At 68.1% G+C, this 15,426-nt stretch carries 17 protein-coding genes and 2 pseudogenes; 8 read left to right on the top strand and 11 right to left on the bottom strand.

Annotated features, from left to right (window positions below):
- Position 1: 1 nt before the first annotated feature.
- Both fliE and BACI71_RS00280 read right to left on the bottom strand, forming a co-directional pair.
- Positions 2 to 364 (bottom strand): flagellar hook-basal body complex protein FliE, encoded by a 363-nt coding sequence (gene fliE, locus BACI71_RS00285; protein ID WP_159753490.1) that lies wholly within the window; start codon positions 362 to 364, stop codon positions 2 to 4.
- Positions 361 to 1,629 carry a sigma-54 interaction domain-containing protein gene (locus BACI71_RS00280; protein WP_159753487.1) on the bottom strand — a complete coding sequence of 423 codons (1,269 nt, stop codon included), beginning with the start codon at positions 1,627 to 1,629 and terminating at the stop codon, positions 361 to 363. The genes fliE and BACI71_RS00280 overlap by 4 nt, the downstream gene beginning before the upstream one ends.
- 259 nt (positions 1,630 to 1,888) lie before the next feature.
- Between BACI71_RS00280 and BACI71_RS18175 the strand changes: the two are divergent.
- Together BACI71_RS18175 and BACI71_RS18170 are read left to right on the top strand one after the other, a co-directional pair.
- A pseudogene (locus BACI71_RS18175) lies at positions 1,889 to 2,296 on the top strand (flagellin N-terminal helical domain-containing protein); the annotation flags it as partial.
- A 714-nt stretch (positions 2,297 to 3,010) separates the two neighbouring features.
- Positions 3,011 to 3,265: pseudogene (locus BACI71_RS18170) on the top strand (flagellin); the annotation flags it as partial.
- Between the two features lie 952 nt (positions 3,266 to 4,217).
- On the opposite strand, the gene BACI71_RS18010 reads toward BACI71_RS18170, so the two are convergent.
- The 9 genes from BACI71_RS18010 to BACI71_RS00235 all read right to left on the bottom strand — a co-directional run bounded on the left by BACI71_RS18010 (position 4,218) and on the right by BACI71_RS00235 (position 10,693).
- Positions 4,218 to 4,352, bottom strand: coding sequence for a hypothetical protein (locus BACI71_RS18010; RefSeq protein ID WP_268894049.1), 135 nt, complete (start codon positions 4,350 to 4,352; stop codon positions 4,218 to 4,220).
- A gap of 58 nt (positions 4,353 to 4,410) precedes the next feature.
- A complete protein-coding gene (locus tag BACI71_RS00270; protein ID WP_159753481.1) occupies positions 4,411 to 5,208 on the bottom strand; it encodes a sigma-70 family RNA polymerase sigma factor in 798 nt (265 codons plus the stop codon).
- On the bottom strand, positions 5,205 to 7,268 hold the full coding sequence (gene flhA / locus BACI71_RS00265) for a flagellar biosynthesis protein FlhA (protein WP_159753478.1): 2,064 nt from the start codon (positions 7,266 to 7,268) through the stop codon (positions 5,205 to 5,207). Before flhA ends, BACI71_RS00270 begins: the two co-directional genes overlap by 4 nt.
- Positions 7,269 to 7,271: 3 nt before the next feature.
- A complete protein-coding gene (locus BACI71_RS00260) occupies positions 7,272 to 8,111 on the bottom strand; it encodes a transglycosylase SLT domain-containing protein (protein WP_159753475.1) in 840 nt (279 codons plus the stop codon).
- A 184-nt stretch (positions 8,112 to 8,295) separates the two neighbouring features.
- The gene (locus tag BACI71_RS00255) at positions 8,296 to 8,607 is read right to left on the bottom strand and encodes a flagellar protein FlgN (RefSeq protein ID WP_159753472.1); all 312 of its coding nucleotides are present in this window, start codon (positions 8,605 to 8,607) and stop codon (positions 8,296 to 8,298) included.
- Positions 8,594 to 8,902, bottom strand: a complete 309-nt coding sequence (gene flgM, locus BACI71_RS00250) for a flagellar biosynthesis anti-sigma factor FlgM (RefSeq protein WP_236553042.1) — start codon at positions 8,900 to 8,902, stop codon at positions 8,594 to 8,596. The genes BACI71_RS00255 and flgM overlap by 14 nt, the downstream gene beginning before the upstream one ends.
- A gap of 68 nt (positions 8,903 to 8,970) precedes the next feature.
- Complete coding sequence (locus BACI71_RS00245) at positions 8,971 to 9,480, bottom strand: flagella basal body P-ring formation protein FlgA (protein ID WP_159753466.1); 510 nt, start codon at positions 9,478 to 9,480, stop codon at positions 8,971 to 8,973.
- Positions 9,477 to 10,007 (bottom strand): OmpA family protein, encoded by a 531-nt coding sequence (locus tag BACI71_RS00240; protein ID WP_236552747.1) that lies wholly within the window; start codon positions 10,005 to 10,007, stop codon positions 9,477 to 9,479. The genes BACI71_RS00245 and BACI71_RS00240 overlap by 4 nt, the downstream gene beginning before the upstream one ends.
- A complete protein-coding gene (locus BACI71_RS00235; protein ID WP_159753463.1) occupies positions 10,004 to 10,693 on the bottom strand; it encodes a motility protein A in 690 nt (229 codons plus the stop codon). The genes BACI71_RS00240 and BACI71_RS00235 overlap by 4 nt, the downstream gene beginning before the upstream one ends.
- 311 nt (positions 10,694 to 11,004) lie before the next feature.
- Here BACI71_RS00235 and BACI71_RS00230 point away from each other — a divergent pair, with 311 nt between their 5' ends.
- Genes BACI71_RS00230 through flgG form a run of 6 tightly spaced genes read left to right on the top strand, consistent with a single transcriptional unit; the run spans position 11,005 to position 15,414 of the window.
- Positions 11,005 to 11,355 (top strand): flagellar basal body rod protein FlgB, encoded by a 351-nt coding sequence (locus BACI71_RS00230; RefSeq protein ID WP_159760682.1) that lies wholly within the window; start codon positions 11,005 to 11,007, stop codon positions 11,353 to 11,355.
- Between the two features lie 3 nt (positions 11,356 to 11,358).
- Positions 11,359 to 11,769, top strand: coding sequence for a flagellar basal body rod protein FlgC (gene flgC, locus BACI71_RS00225; protein ID WP_028967532.1), 411 nt, complete (start codon positions 11,359 to 11,361; stop codon positions 11,767 to 11,769).
- Between the two features lie 2 nt (positions 11,770 to 11,771).
- Positions 11,772 to 12,497 (top strand): flagellar hook assembly protein FlgD, encoded by a 726-nt coding sequence (locus tag BACI71_RS00220; RefSeq protein WP_159753460.1) that lies wholly within the window; start codon positions 11,772 to 11,774, stop codon positions 12,495 to 12,497.
- Positions 12,498 to 12,536: 39 nt separating this feature from the next.
- On the top strand, positions 12,537 to 13,823 hold the full coding sequence (locus BACI71_RS00215) for a flagellar hook protein FlgE (RefSeq protein WP_159753458.1): 1,287 nt from the start codon (positions 12,537 to 12,539) through the stop codon (positions 13,821 to 13,823).
- Positions 13,824 to 13,855: 32 nt separating this feature from the next.
- Positions 13,856 to 14,608, top strand: coding sequence for a flagellar basal body rod protein FlgF (locus BACI71_RS00210; protein ID WP_159753455.1), 753 nt, complete (start codon positions 13,856 to 13,858; stop codon positions 14,606 to 14,608).
- 14 nt (positions 14,609 to 14,622) lie between these two features.
- Positions 14,623 to 15,414 (top strand): flagellar basal-body rod protein FlgG, encoded by a 792-nt coding sequence (flgG, locus tag BACI71_RS00205; protein WP_028967528.1) that lies wholly within the window; start codon positions 14,623 to 14,625, stop codon positions 15,412 to 15,414.
- Positions 15,415 to 15,426: the final 12 nt, after the last annotated feature.

The following is a 15,426-nucleotide window of genomic DNA, read 5'->3' as shown; positions in this document are numbered from 1 at the left end:
ATCAGACCGGCATGCTCATGATGTCCTTGTACGCGGACAGGATCTTGTTGCGGACCTGCAGGGTCGCCTCGAAGCCGACCGACGCTTCCTGACGCGCGAGCATCACCTTGGCGATGTCGACGGTTTCGCCGCGTTCGTACTGCTCCGACAGCGCCGAGGCCTTTTGCTGGCCGTCGTTCACCTTGGCGATTGCCGACTGCATCGTATCGGCGAAGCTGGTCGCGTTGGCCGCGCCACCGGTAGCCGGGGCGGGGGTCGCCGATGCGGCGCCGCCGGCGCGGTTCAGTGCGGCGTTGCGCTCGAGGATCTGCGCGCGCAGCGCCATCACCCGGTCAACGCCGCCGACGCCTCCGATCGCGCTCATGCCGACAGCATCCGGCTGGTGCCGGCGGCGAGGTCGTCACCCTGCTCGCGCGCCTTGGCGAGGCGATAGCGTAGCGTCCGCTCGGAGATGCCGAGCCGCCTGGCGGTCTCGATCCGGCTGCCGCCGCACGCCGCCAGCGTCTCGCGGATCGCGGCGAATTCGGAAAATTGCACGACCTGCCCGAGCGTATTGTCGTCACCGCCGTTGACGGGAGCGAGGCGCGGCGCGGCCGGACGATCGAACACGATGTGCTCGGCCTCGATCGTGTCGCCTCCCGCGAACAGCAGCGCGCGCTGGATCACGTTCTCCAGCTCGCGGACGTTGCCCGGCCAGTCGTGCGCGACCAGTCGCGCGATTGCCGCGTCGCTCGGCCACGGCACCGAGGCGCGCGTGCCGGCATGGCGCAGGATCATCGTCGCGGCGAGCGCGGGAATGTCCTGCGTCCGCTCGGCGAGTGCGCGGGTCGACAGCGGGAACACCGACAGGCGGTAATAAAGATCGGCGCGGAACCGGCCCGCGGCCACCTCGGCCTGAAGATCGCGGTTGGCGCAGGCGACAACGCGGACGTCGACCGCCTGCGGCATCGTCGCGCCGATCGGCACCACCTCGCGCTCCTGCAACACCCGCAGCAGCTTGGCCTGCAGGTTGAGCGGCATCTCCGCGATCTCGTCGAGCAGCAGCGTGCCGCCGTTCGCGGCGCGGAAGAAGCCCTCGCCGCCCGACGACGCGCCGGTGAACGCGCCCTTCTGATGGCCGAACAGCATCGCCTCCAGCATCGTCTCGGGGAGCGCGGCGCAGTTGATCGCGACGAACGGGCCGTCACGACGCGACGAGTTCAGGTGGATCGTGCGCGCCAGCACTTCCTTGCCGGTACCGGTCGGGCCGTTGATGAGCACGGTGATGTCGGCCTGCGCGACGCGCTCGGCGAGCGCCAGCAGCGCCAGCGACTCGGGATCGGCGGCGGTCGGCAGCTCCGGCCCGCCGACCAGCGCGCGCGCGAAGGCGTTGCCGACCGCCGCATCCTCGTGGCCGTAGGCGATGCGCGCCGGCTGGCCGTCGCGGAACGGGATTACTTCGCGTCCGGCATTGCCGACGATCAGCGTGCGCGCCGGGGCGGGCACCGCCTCGCCCTCGGCGACGAGATAGGCGACGTTCGGCTGCGGCCGCACGGCGGGCGCCTGCACGGCAAAGCCCTGCGCGCGCAGCGAGGACACGAGCGTCAGGTGCGCGCGCTCCACGATGGCTGTCGGCATGATCGAACGCATGGCGAGAAATTCCCTCGAATCAGTGCGAACGTGATGCGGCCGCGGTGGTTAACGCGCGGTATAGTTGCCGGCAGACCGGCAGGTTTTTTCCGGGCGTGCGCGCGCGTATACGTAGGGAAGGGATCGGGGCCCGCCCCGACGAAAAAATCCTTCACGGCAACGCTAAAGGTCCGGCGCGGGCAGCCGTTTGATGCGGTGACGGCACGGCCACCTGCTCATTCGGGGGCGGCGGGACGGGCCGGTAGATGGAGATTTTCCCATGACCGTGATCAACACCAACACCTCGGCGATGCGCGCCACCAACGCTTCGACGATGGCGAGCAAGGCGCTGTCGACCTCGATGGAGCGCCTGTCGACCGGCAAGCGCATCAACTCGGCGAAGGACGACGCCGCCGGCCTCGCGATCGCCAACCGCATGGCGAGCCAGACCAAGAGCATGGCGATGGCCGTCCGCAACGCCAACGACGGCATCAGCCTGGCGCAGACCGCCGAAGGCGCGATGGGCGAAGTCACCAACATGCTGACCCGCATGAAGGAACTGTCGACCCAGTCGGCCAACGGCACGCTGAAGGACTCGGATCGCACCGCGCTCCAGTCGGAAATGACCCAGCTGACGCAGGAAATCTCAAACGTCGCGAAGACCACCTCGTTCAACGGCGTCAATCTGCTCGACGGCAGCGCCGACAACGTCAAGCTGCAGACCGGCATCAACGCCGACCAGACCATCGACATGAAGCTGACCGACACCCGCACCTCGTCGCTGGGCCTGACCGCCTCCAAGCAGGGCGTGGTTCCGACCGGGGCGCTCGGCTCGGGCGACCTCAAGATCAACGGCGCGACCATCGGATCGACCACCGCAGGTGATGCGGCGCAGATCGCGGCAGCCATCAACGTCAAGACCAACGACTCCGGCGTGGTCGCGACCGCGAAGAACACGGTCAGCGCGGTCGTCGACACCTCGAAGCTGGTGAAGGACAACACGCTGAAAATTGACGGCACGACCGTCACGTTGACGAACGCGGAAAAGGACGTGACCTCGCTTGCTGCTCGCATCAACCAGACGCTGAACGGTACCGGATCGCAGGTCACCGCCAGCGCGGACAAGAGCGGCAATCTGGTGTTGACCAGCAAGGACGGCAGCAACATCGCCATCGACGACTCGGTCAAGAGCATCTTCACGTCGGCGACTGACAATCAGAATGCGGCGATCACCCTGACCGGGGCCGCGACCGCGGTCGGCGCGGTATCGCTGGAAGACATGTCGGGCACCGGCATCAACATCGATGGCACGACCCCGGCGAACGCGGGCTTCACCGCCGGCAAGACCGCCGGTACGGTCTCGATCGCAACCCAGGCTGGTGCCTCGGCAGCGATGGCGGTGATCGACAACGCGCTCGACAAGATCTCGTCGGCGCGTGGCACGATGGGTGCGGCGCAGAACCGGCTGGAATCGACGGTCAACAACCTGACCACCACCGCGACCAACCTGTCGGATGCCAAGAGCCGTATCGAGGACGCTGACTTCTCGACCGAGACGACCGCGCTCGCCAAGGCGCAGATCCTCGGCCAGGCCTCGACCGCGATGCTGGCGCAGGCCAACCAGTCGCAGCAGGGCGTGATGAAGCTGCTCGGCTAAGTCCGGCAGCCGACCACCGGCCTCTCGCCCCCGATCAGAGCGGGGCCGGTGCCGGACAGAAAGACCCCCGTCAGCCGCAAGGCTGGCGGGGGTTTTCTCGTTTTCGGGGGGAGGCTGTCCGTTACCCCGGCGCAGGCAGGGGCCCTTGGCTGTATCGTCCGGGTGAGCGGCGTGACACAGGTGGGCCGGTTAGCGGGTCGGCGTTGTGAGAGACGATGCAGTCATAGGCTCCTGCCTGCGCAGGAGCGACGGTGAATGAAGGGGACGGCTTCGACCCTCTGCTCCCTCGTCGTCCCGGACTTGATGCGGAACCCCGCTACGTCGCAGCGGCTTGGGCGAGCTGGTTATAACCGAGAAGGAAGGTGAGGGTGGCCGGAGGTCGAAGCGAGCGGTCCGTCTGTCCGGCACGCACCACCCGTCGTCGCCCTGCGCAGGCAGGGGCCCATGTCTGCAGCGGTTGGGTGGGCGTTGTGACACAGGCGCGCTGGTTAACGTGTCGGCGACGCGCGAGACGATGCAGTCATAGGCTCCTGCCTTCGCAGGAGCGACGGTGAATGAAGGGGACCGCTGCGGCCCGCTGTTCCCTCGTCGTCCCCGATTAGATCCGGGACCTCCGCTACGTCGCAGCGCGCGAGGCTAATGGGATGGCGGCTCGGCCCTTCGGTGACGAGGCGACGTGCCGTGGGTCGGCTGCCTGGAAGGTGATGGAAGCCGCCGCAGTCAGTTACCTCACGCCCGTCGCCCCTGTGCAGGCAGGGGCCTATGTCTGTCTCGTCCGGGTGCCGGATCTGACACAGGCAGGTCGGATCTGTGTCAGCGTTGCGCAACACGTGGCAGCCATGGGCCCCTGCCTGCGCAGGGGCGACAGGGACGGGAGGCTCAGCTCGACCCCGCCGGCCGCCACCCACAAACAAAAAACCCGGCGACCGCATCCGGCCCCCGGGGTTCTCGTTCACGCGTCGTCCGACACCGTCAGGTCGTCGGGGTTGTCGTCCGGCTCACCCGCCGGCAGATCGTCCGGGGCATCGCCGCCGTCGGGATCGCGCTGGTCTTCGCTGAGCGCGGGGTGGCTGCGGGGTTCGGTCATCGCGTTCCTCCTCCTGATCGCCGCACCAACGCGCGGCCACCGGCGAAGGTCGCAACCCTCACCGCTGCGCCAGCGCCTTCTTGAGCCGGGCGTGTGCCGCGCTCTTGATCTGGCAGACCCGCGCCGCGCCGATGCCGAGCACCTGGCCGATTTCCTCGAGGTTAAGTTCCTCGACGTGATACAGCTGGATCACCAGCTGCTCGCGCTCGGGCAGCGCCGCGATCGCGGCGATCAGCCGGTCGCGCGTCTGCGTATCGGAAAGCTGCTCGAAGGCATCGGGCTCATTGCTGGCGAACCACGGCTGGTCGTCGGCATAGACCTCGTCGATCGACTCATATTTGATCGCCTCGGCCGCGGCATATTCGGTGCGCAGTTTCTCCGGCGTCACCTCCAGCCGCGAAGCCAGCTCGCGCTCGGTCGGCGCGCGGCCGTATTGATGGCTCAGCTGGTTGACCGCGCGGGCATATTCGCGCTTCCGGCGGATCGCGCCGCGGGTCATTGCCGCGTGGCGGCGCAGCTCGTCGATCATTGCGCCGCGCAGGCGGGTGACCAGATATTGCCTGAGCGTCACCTGCCCGCGATCCTCGAACGCGGCGACCGCCTCGACCAAGGCGACCAGCCCGACCTGCACCAGATCCTCCACCTCGATCGCGGTCGAGACCGAGCCGTGGACATGCCACGCCAGCCGGCGGACGAGCGGCAGATGCTCGCGCACCAGCGCATTCTCGTCGCGCGCGCGGGCTCGCGGCCTGTAGGTGAGCGGCGCGCCGTCGAGCGGCAGCGCGGCGGCCGGGATGGCGGGCAGCGAGACGGGCTGGGCGCCGGTGAACGCCTGCGGCATCGGTTCGGCGCTCATGCCGCCAGCGCCTGCTGCTGCGGCTGATTGCCGATGATCGCGACGACCTCGACGGCCTTGTCCTCGGGGACTTCGAAGAAGCTCATGACGGGCGTATCCGGTAGAACAGTGCGGACGAGTTTGCGGATGGCGACGCGGATCGCGGGCTGGACGACCAGCGCGAACGGCTTCGCTTCCGCAATGAGCGGCTGGGCCGCGGCTTGCAGCGCGTCGACGATGCGACGGCCGAGTTCGGGTTCGATGACGTGGCGGCCGGGGTCGCTGCGCGCGGCCTGGCCGAGCAACTGCTCCAGCCCACCCTCCAGCGTCATCACGCGCAACGGTTCGCGCACGCCGGCCAGCTTGGCGATGATCAGCGAGCCGAGTTCCGGGCGGATCAGTTCGATGATCTCGACCGGGTCGACGCTGCGCTGTGCGGCGAGCGAGATCGCAGCGGCGATGCGGCGGAATTCGCGGAGCTGGATGCCTTCCGACAACAGCCCCTTGAGCACGGTCGCCAATGAGGTGAGCGGCAGCGGCGCCAGTGCGGCGACCAGTTGCGGCGCGCGCTCTTTCAGCTCGTCGAGCAGCGACTGGACCTCGTCCGCGCCCAGCAGGTCGCCGGCATTGGCGCCCAGCGCATGGTTGAGGTGCGTGGCGATGACGGTGCCCGAATCGACGACCAGATAGCCCTGACCGGTCGCGACATCGGCGTCGCCGGTGGCGATCCACGTCGCGTCGAGCCCGAAGGTCGGGTCCTTGGCCTTCTTGCCGATCAGCTCGCCGAAGCCCTGACCGGTATCGAGCGCCAGCATCTCGTCGGGCGAAACCTGATCCTCGCCGACGCACACGCCGCCCAGCATCACGCGATAGGTGTAGGGTGGCAGGTTGATGTCGTCGCGGACGCGCACCTGCGGCACCACGAAGCCGAGTTCCTTCGACAGCTGGCGGCGCACGCCGGTGATCCGGCCCATCAGCGGCGCACCGCGACGCTCGTCGACCAGCGGGACCAGCCCGTAACCGATGTCGAGATTGACCAGCATCGTCTCCGACACTTCGTCCCAGCCGATCTTGGAGGGATCGGGTGCCTCGACCGCAGGCGGCGCTTCGACGATTGCGGGGCGCTTGGCGATCTGGTTCAGCTTCCACGCGGCGAACCCGGCGGCGCCGGCGAGCGGCAGGATGACGAAATGCGGCATCCCCGGCATCACGCCGAGCAGCACGAGGATCACCGCCACCGGCGTCCAGGTGCGCGCCGAGCCGAACTGGCTGCCGATCTGGCCCGCGAGGTCCTTCTCGGACTTCACGCGGGTGACGATGGCGGCGGCGGCGATCGACAGCAGCAGCGCGGGCACCTGCGCGACCAGCGCGTCGCCGATCGCGAGCATGGTGTAGGTCTGCGCGGCCTTGGCGATCGTCAGCCCGTGGCTGACGGGGCCGAGGATCAGCCCGCCGACGATGTTCGCGGCGAGGATCAGCAGGCCGGCGACCGCGTCGCCCTTCACGAACTTCGACGAACCGTCCATGGAGCCGTAGAATTCGGCCTCGGTCGCGACGTCGACGCGGCGCTTCTTGGCCTCGTCCGGGGTGATGAGCCCGGCGTTGAGATCGGCGTCGATCGCCATCTGCTTGCCCGGCAGGGCGTCGAGCGTGAAGCGTGCCGACACTTCGGAGACGCGGCCCGCACCCTTGGTGACGACGATCAGGTTGATGATGACGATGATCGCGAACACGAACAGGCCGACGACATAGTCGCCGCCGATCACGAACGAACCGAACGCCTCGATGACATGCCCCGCCGCCGCCGAGCCGGTGTGGCCGTGGACCAGCACAATGCGCGTCGACGCGACGTTCAGGCCGAGCCGGAACAGGGTCGCGAACAGCAGCACGGTCGGGAAGGACGAGAAGTCGAGCGGCTTCTCGGCGTTGAGCGCGACCATCAGCACCGCGAGGCTGATCGTGATGTTCATGATGAAGAACACGTCGAGCATGAAGGCCGGAATCGGCACGACCATCAGCACGACGAGCAACAGCGTCGCGGCGGGCAGCGCGCCCTGGCGCATGGCGGCGAGAATCTTCATCGTCTAGCGCCCCAGCCCGGCGAGCATCATATAGGCGAGCCGGGCATTGTCGGGCGACGGGCGCAGCAGGCTGGCCTGATTGCCACGCTGGCCGAGCGCCGATTTCGCCCAGTCGAGCGCGTCGGTGGCGCTCTGCCCGGTGCCGGTGACGACGGTGGCGTCCTCGCCTATCGACAGCGCCTGCGCGGCGAACTGCCACTGGTTGTTCGCCTTGGCGGTCGCCGCCGCGTCCGACCCGTTGCCGAGCTTATCGGCGAAGCGCTTGTAGACCTCCGACAGCGAGCGGGCGGAGCCGTCGCGCTCGAAGAACACGCTGCGGTTCGCGCGCGCCGCGGTCGGGAAGACCGCCGCCGCGCTGCGATCGGGATTGCTCTGCATCGCCGACAGGAAGGTGCGCGCACCGCCGATGCCGAGGAAATGCGCCATGTACAGATCGGTGCCGGTCGCCTCGCGCCCGGTGACCGCCTCGATCGCGCCCTTGTTGTCGCTAGCATGCTCGGCGGCCATCAAGGCCGAGACTTCCGGGTTCTTGCGCAGCGCGAGGATCGCCTCGCGGTTGCCGCCGGCGACGGTGTAGCGCCCGCCCGACTTCTGGATGCTGTCGGCGGCCCAGCTCAGCCCATGCTCGGCGCCATGCTGCTTGACGACCGCGAGCCAGCTCTGGTCGAGGAACTGGTACAGGCCGGTCGCGGACGAGGTGCCCGAACGCGCATTGGCGTTGAGCCCGCTCTCCAGCCGTGCCTGACCCATCAGGTAATCAAAGTCGACGCCCGTGCGCTGCGCAGCGCGCTGGATCGCGGAGGTGACCCGCTGGGTGGCAGAGGTGATCGTGGCAACGGTCATGCCCGGCATATGTGCAAGGGGCGTGCCAAGCGCTCTCCGTCATTGCGAGCGTAGCGAAGCAATCCAGGGCGTCCTGGTCCGGCTCTGGATTGCTTCGCTCCGCTCGCAATGACGAAGTAAGGGCAGAATCACAACGCCCCGGCGGTGGGCCGGGGCGTCGTCGTGTCAGCGGTCGGGCAATCGGTCAGGCGTAGGCGGCGGCGCTGCGGCCATAGGAGCTGCCGCCCTGACCGGAAAGAAGTTGCAGGCGGCGGCGAACATTTGCCGCCATCAGGTTCACGTAGATGCGGCAGGTGTCGTTGAGGCGATCCGCCTCCTCGACCAGTCCGCGCAGCTCCGGGGTGGCGGGGCCGTCGCCGAGCTGCTGCAATTCCTCGATCGCCCGCAGCTTGTTCGACGTCGCGCGCTCCAGCGCGTTCATATCGTTGGTCTTGAGCGCGGTGATCTCGGCATGGAGCATGTCGATCACGCGCACCAGCGCATCACGCCTGTTCATTACGGGACATCCAATCGTAGCGCAGGGCGATGAACTGATCGGCGATCGTCGACGGCGACAACGGGAAGGTCCCGTTGGCGAGCGCGGTCTTGATCTGCTGCACGCGGTCCGCGTTGACCGGCGGCTCGGCCGCCATCGCGCTGGCCAGCGCACCCGGCGCCTGCGCGGCATCGGTGCCCGCCTGCTTCGTGACCGGTGCCAACTTGGCGACCGGGGCGGCCTTTGCGGCCGGCTGGACGGCCGCAACGGAGGAAACCCCCGTTCTGATCGTCGCTGATCCTATTGATTCCACCATGTCCACACCCGTGGGTTTCCGCTGACACCGGCAGAAACGACCGTTGGACGGGCGGCTTTAGCACTTTTTTATTCCGTCCAGCCGGGCAGCGTCGCGCGGCCCGCGTCGACGGCCACCGCCTGCACCGGACGCGCGGAGTCGGTGACCCGTACCATCACGCGCCCGCCGGGGGCTGCATCAGCCATCGCGACGCCTTCTCGGGTGATCGAGAAACCGTCCGAGCCGGCCTCGATCGTCACGGAATCGCCGCGCCGGATCACCGGTTCAACCCGCGCTGCGGGGGCGACCGCCCCGGCATGTAGAACCGCCGGGGCCGCGGTGGCGGCGCGCGGCGGTGCGATCACCGGCACGAAGATTCGCCAGGCCGGGTCGGCGCAGGCGACCACCACCGCGTCATGCGCGTCGGTGCGCCACGACAGCGCGACCATCCCGCAGGTGGCGAGCCGCAGCCGCGCGTCGACCGGCGCGCGGGCGCCGCCCTCGGCACCGATCGGACGCGTCGTAAAGGCGGCGACCGCGCGGTCGATCGCGACGGTATCCTGAAAGACGAGCGAGGCGGCGGCGAGCAGCGCGATCATCGGGGTGTTCCTTGCGAGGGGGTCTCGCCGGCAAAGGCGAGCGTGACGGCCACCGCGCGCGGACCGTGCGCGGGGGTCGTGGAAAGCAGCAGCCGCGCATCGGGCACTCCGCCCGCGGCAAGCGCGGCGGCGACGGCGCGCGCGCGGTCGGCGGCGAGCACCGTCGCGCTGCGCGACGCGGGATCGACGTCGGTGGCGCTACCGTCGGTGCTGGCGGTGACCGTCAGCCGCACGCGCGGATCACGCAGCTCGGCGCGGGCCCAGGTAACAAGCGCGTCGGTCGATTGCGGCAACACCGCCGAGCCGGGCGCGAACCCCGCAATCCCGTGGCTGGCGACCGGCATCGCGACCGGGGCGGGCTCGACACCGAACCCCTCGGCGATGCCGCGGGCCAGATCGCGCGGCGTCATCGTCTGATTGGCCTGGAGCAGCACGAAGAAGCCGACCAGCAGCAACGCCAGATCGGCAAGCGTGATGAGCCACAGCGGCCGGCCGGGCTGGACATCGAGCAGTGCGTCGTCGCTCATGCCGCCTCGTCCTGTGCAACGATCGCCAGCGATGTTTCGTGGTCGTGTGCGCGGGCGCGAACACGCGGCGCCTCGCGCTCGGCGAGACCGGCAAGCGGCGCGACCAGTCGCTCGCGCTCGAGCAGTTCGGCGCGCGCCGCGGTGCGCAGCCGCGCCGCGATCGGCATCGCAACCAGATTGGCGACCAGCGCGCCATATAGCGTCGCCAGCAGCGCGACCGCCATTGCCGCGCCGATCGCCTGCGGATCGCTCATCCGCGTGAACATCGCGACCAGCCCGATCAGCGTGCCGATCATCCCCATGGCGGGGGCGGTCTCGGCGATGCCGGTCCAGCATTCGACGACGATCCGGTGCCGCTCGGCGCGCTGGCGGCGCGCGGTGTCGAGCGTCTCGGTCACCACCGCTGCTTGCGCACCGTCGACGATCAGCACGATCGCCGCGGCGATGTCGGTGTCGCGGATCACGCTGCGGTCGAGCGCGTGGACGCCGTGACGCTGCGCGATCCGCGCCAGCGTCGCGATCTGCTCCAGCCGCGCGTCCGCGCGGAAGCGGCGGCGCGGCAGCGTCGTGGTCGCGAACAGCGCCCGCGCAAGATCGCGCAGCGGGGTGCGCAGGATGGTCGCCAGCATCGTGCCGCCCAGCACGATCGCCAGCGCCACGGGGTCGAAGAGCAGCGCGGGAGTCATGCCCGCCCCGTTGCAAGCCGCGGGCCAAGTGAGTCGGCCGCCGGTGCAGGCGGCCACGGCACCGCCGGGCGGCAAGTGGATTTGCCGGCAACCGGCAAGGCTTTGCCGGTCGGCTACCCTCTCCCCCGTCATTGCGAGCACAGCGAAGCCATCCAGGGCGTCCTGGTCCGGCACTGGATTGCTTCGCTGCGCTCGCAATGACGAGGGAATTTTTTGCCAGGCGCGTCAAGGCGATGCGTTGCCCGACCCATTTGGCACGGCCTTTGCTCAACAGCTTCGTGCACCTGTCGTGCATGGAGGAGTTGGGGCCGATGGCCGAGGGATTGTTCGGAGTTCACGCTGCCGCGCTGGAGGTGCGTTCACAGCGCATGGGCGTGCTGGCGTCGAACATCGCCAATGCATCGACGCCCAATTTCAAGGCGCGCGACATCGACTTCACCACCGCGCTCAACGCGGTCGAGAGTCAGCCGGGCGGCGTCGGCACCGATCTGGGCGGCGCGCTCAAGTATCGCGTCCCCACCAACCCGTCGATGGACGGCAACACGGTGGAATTGTCCACCGAGCAGACCGCCTTCGCCGAAAACGCCGTGCAATATCAGAGCACGCTCGCTTTCCTCAACGGACGCATCGGGCAGATCACCCGCGCGCTGAAGGGAGAATAAGCCATGTCGGGTACCCCGATGACGGTCTTCCAGGTCGCGGGCCGCGCGATGTCGGCGCAGCTGACGCGGATGAACACCACCGCCTCGAACCTCGCCAATGCCGGCGGCGTCGCGGGCACCGAGGATGCCGCCTACAAGACGATGAAGCCGGTGTTCCGCACCAGCTTCGACGAGGCGAGCGGACTGTCGACCGTCGACGTGCAGCAGATCGTCACCGCGGGCGAGAAGCCCACCAAGCGCTACGACCCCAATCATCCGCTGGCCGACAAGGACGGCAACGTCTTCGACGCCGCGGTCGATGAATCGCGCGAGCTGGTCGACATGATGGAGACCGCGCGCAGCTATCAGAACAACGTCGAGGTGATGCAGACCGCCAAGACGCTGATCCTCGACACTCTCAAGATGGGTCGCTGACCATGACCAGCATTTCCGCCAATACCAGCGGGGCCGACAAGGCCGCGCAGGACGCGATCTTCTCCTCCGCCGGAGTCGCGCGTTCCAACTCCGTCACCGGCACGACCGACGCCGGCGCGAACGTCGGCAAGTCGACGCTCGGTCAGAAGGACTTCGTGCGCCTGATGACCGCGCAGCTCCAGTTCCAGGATCCGATGAACCCGCAGGACAATACGCAGATGGTCGCGCAGATGGCGACCTTCTCGCAGGTTGCCGGCATCAGCGAGATGAGCAGCACGCTCGCCGGGATTGCCAACCGGCTGGGCACGACCTCGTCGAGCGACGCGATGAGCTTCGTCGGGCGCACCGTGCTGACCGAGGGCAAGACCGCCTACGAGCGGTCGGCGGGCGGGATCATGGGCGCGGTCGAGCTGCCGAACTCGGCGACCGACGTCGATGTCACGATCACCGACAAGAACGGACTGGCAGTCAAGAACATCCAGCTCGGCAAGCAGGAGGCCGGCGCGGTCGACTATAGCTGGGACGGCAAGGACAACGCCGGCAACAAGGTCGAGAACGGCCCCTACACCGTCACCGTCGAGGCAGCGAACGGCAGCACGATCGTCCCCGCCAAGTCGCTGGTGTGGGCGCCGGTCGAAACCGTCAGCCTGAGCGCGGGCGCCGAGCCGGTCCTGAACGTCACCGGGCTCGGCAAGGTCGATCCCGCCGCGGTCCGCAAGGTCGCCTGACCCTCTTCCCCTCTACATATTTCCGCAGGAGTACCTCCCATGTCCTTCTTCACCTCGCTTTCGGGCCTCCAGGCCATGCAGACCGACATGTCGGTCATCAGCCACAACCTCGCCAACGTCTCGACCAACGGCTTCAAGAAGAGCCGCACCGCATTCGCCGACGTCATCTCGTCGAACGTCTCGACCGATCCGCGCAAGATGGTCGGCTCGGGCGTGTCGGTGAAGGGCACCGTGCAGCAGTTCTCGGACGGTTCGTCGAACCAGACCAAGAGCGCGCTCGACATGCAGATCCTCGGCGAAGGCTTCTTCGTCGTGAAGTCGACCGGCCTGTCGGACCAGGTCAACTACACCCGTACCGGCGCCTTCACCGTCGACGACAGCCGCAACGTGATTGACGCGCAGGGCAGCTATCTGATGGTCTATCCGGTCGATAACGACGGCAACGTCACCGCAACCGGCGACAAGTCGCTGACCAACCTGCAGATCCAGCCGACCAGCGGCTCGCCGAGCCCGACCAAGAACGTTGCCACCAAAGTGCAGATCCCGTCGACCGCGACCGTCAAGGACGCGGCGGCGTTCAAGCGCACCGACACCGGCACCTACAACAACTCGGTCGCGACGCGCGTCTATGACGCGAACGGCAATTCGATGACGATGACCAGCTATTATGTCCGCACCGCCGAGGGCGCGCCGACCGCGACCCCGCCGAACACGGGCACGTGGCAGGTCTTCACCTATGTCGGCGACCAGATGCTGACCCCGGACGACGGCGTGGCGACCGGCCCCGGCCCGGTCACGCAAAAGTATGACACGACCGGCGCGCTGGTCGCGCCGACCGCGATCCAGTTCAAGCCGTTCATCCCGGCCTCGGGCGCGGCGCAGCAGACGATCAAGCTCGACCTGTCGGGCTCCACGCAGACCTCGGCCGCTGCCGCGGTCAGCAACCGCGTGCAGGACGGTGTCGCGGTTGGCCAGCTGGTCGGCATCACCGTCGACGACGCGGGCATCATCAAGGCCAGCTATTCCAACTCGGACATCGTGCCGCTCGGCAAGGTGGCGATCGCGAAATTCTCGGCGCCGACCGGGCTGCGTCAGGCAGGCAGCAACTATTGGCAGGCGACGGGCATCTCGGGGAAGGCGACGCTCGGCTTCGCCGCCGCCGAGGGCTTCGGCAGCCTGAAGTCGGGCCAGCTCGAAGGCTCGAACGTCGACATCACCGAGGAACTCGTCAACCTGATCGCCGCGCAGCGCAACTTCCAGGCGAACTCGAAGGCGCTCGATACCGCGACGCAGGTGTCGCAGGCGATCCTCAACATCCGCGGCTGATGCAGTCGGTCGAGACGTCGGAGAGGATGTAAGTGGACAAACTGGTCTATACCGCGGCGACGGGCCTGCGCGCGCACATGCAGTCGCAGGCCGCGATCGCCAACAACATGGCGAACGTCTCCACCACCGGGTTCCGCGCCGATCGCGTGGTGTTCGACCGGATCATCCTGTCCGACGGCTCGACGCAGCTTTCGGCGCGCCAGCCGACCTCGGAAGAGGTGCGCGACGCCGATCGCGCGCCGGGCGTCGTCCAGCAGACCGGGCGTCCGCTCGACGTCGCGCTCGGCGATGCCGACAAATGGCTGGCGGTGCAGGCGTCGGACGGCTCTGAGGCCTATACGCGGCGCGGCGACCTGTCGGTTTCCGAGTCGGGGACGCTCCAGACCGGCGACGGCTTCCTTGTCATGGGGCAAGGCGGCCCGATCACCCTGCCGCCGTACGATTCGATCAGCATCGGGTCGGACGGCTCGATCTCGATCGTGCCGCAGGGCGACAAGACCGGGCAGGTCACCGTCGTCGACCGCCTGAAGGTGGTGTCGAGCAAGGGCACTGATTCCGTGAAGGGGCTCGACAATCTGATGCGCGTGCGCGGCGGCGGCACGATGCCGGCCGATCTCGACGCCAAGGTCGCCGGCGGTGCGCTGGAAGGCTCCAACGTCAACATGACCCAGGCGCTGGTCGACATGATCGAGAACCAGCGCAGCTACGAAGTGCAGGCCAACTTGCTGAAAGAGGCCCGCTCCATGGACGAATCGAGCGCATCGGTGATGCGCCTGCCGGGCTGAGGAAGGACTGACTGATGACCACCGCCGCCATGCACATCGCGCGCACCGGGCTCGACGCCCAGGACACGCGGATGCGCGTCATTTCGAACAACCTCGCCAACGTCAGCACGACCGGGTTCAAGCGCGACCGCGCCGCGTTCGAGACGCTGTCCTATCAGGTCGTCACCGCGCCGGGCGCGCAGTCGACCGGTGAGACCAAATACGCCACCGGGCTCAACCTCGGCACCGGCGTGCGCGTGCAGGGCACGTCGCGCACCGAGACGCAGGGGTCGATGAGCCAGACCGGCAACAGCCTCGACCTCGCGCTCGACGGCAACGGCTATTTCCAGGTGCAGATGCCCGGCGGGCAGCTCGGCTATACCCGCGCCGGCAATTTCTCGCGCTCGCCGGAGGGCTTGCTCATCACCAGCCAGGGCTATCAGGTGATGCCCGGGATCACCGTGCCGACCAACGCCACGCAGATCACGATCGGCACCGACGGCACCGTCACGGCGACGATCCCGGGGCAGGCCGAGGGGCAGAACCTCGGCCAGATCCAGGTCGCCAGCTTCCCGAACTCGGCGGGGCTCGAATCGAACGGCGACAACTTCCTGCTCGAAACCGCGTCCAGCGGCGCGGCCAACATGGGCGTGCCCGGCGAGGACGGGCGCGGCCGCGTGCGGCAGGGAACGCTGGAGGCGAGCAACGTCAACGTCGTCGAGGAGCTGGTCGACATGATCGAGACGCAGCGCGCCTATGAGGTCAACTCAAAGATGATCTCCGCCACCGACGACATGCTGAAAACCGTTAACCAAAATCTGTCATGAGTCGCATCATGA

It is taken from the genome of Sphingomonas sp. 8AM, assembly GCF_902506455.1.
Classification (GTDB): domain Bacteria; phylum Pseudomonadota; class Alphaproteobacteria; order Sphingomonadales; family Sphingomonadaceae; genus Sphingomonas.
The sequence above is the reverse complement of the archived record's forward strand: the minus strand, read 5'-3'. Positions and strand labels throughout refer to the sequence as shown.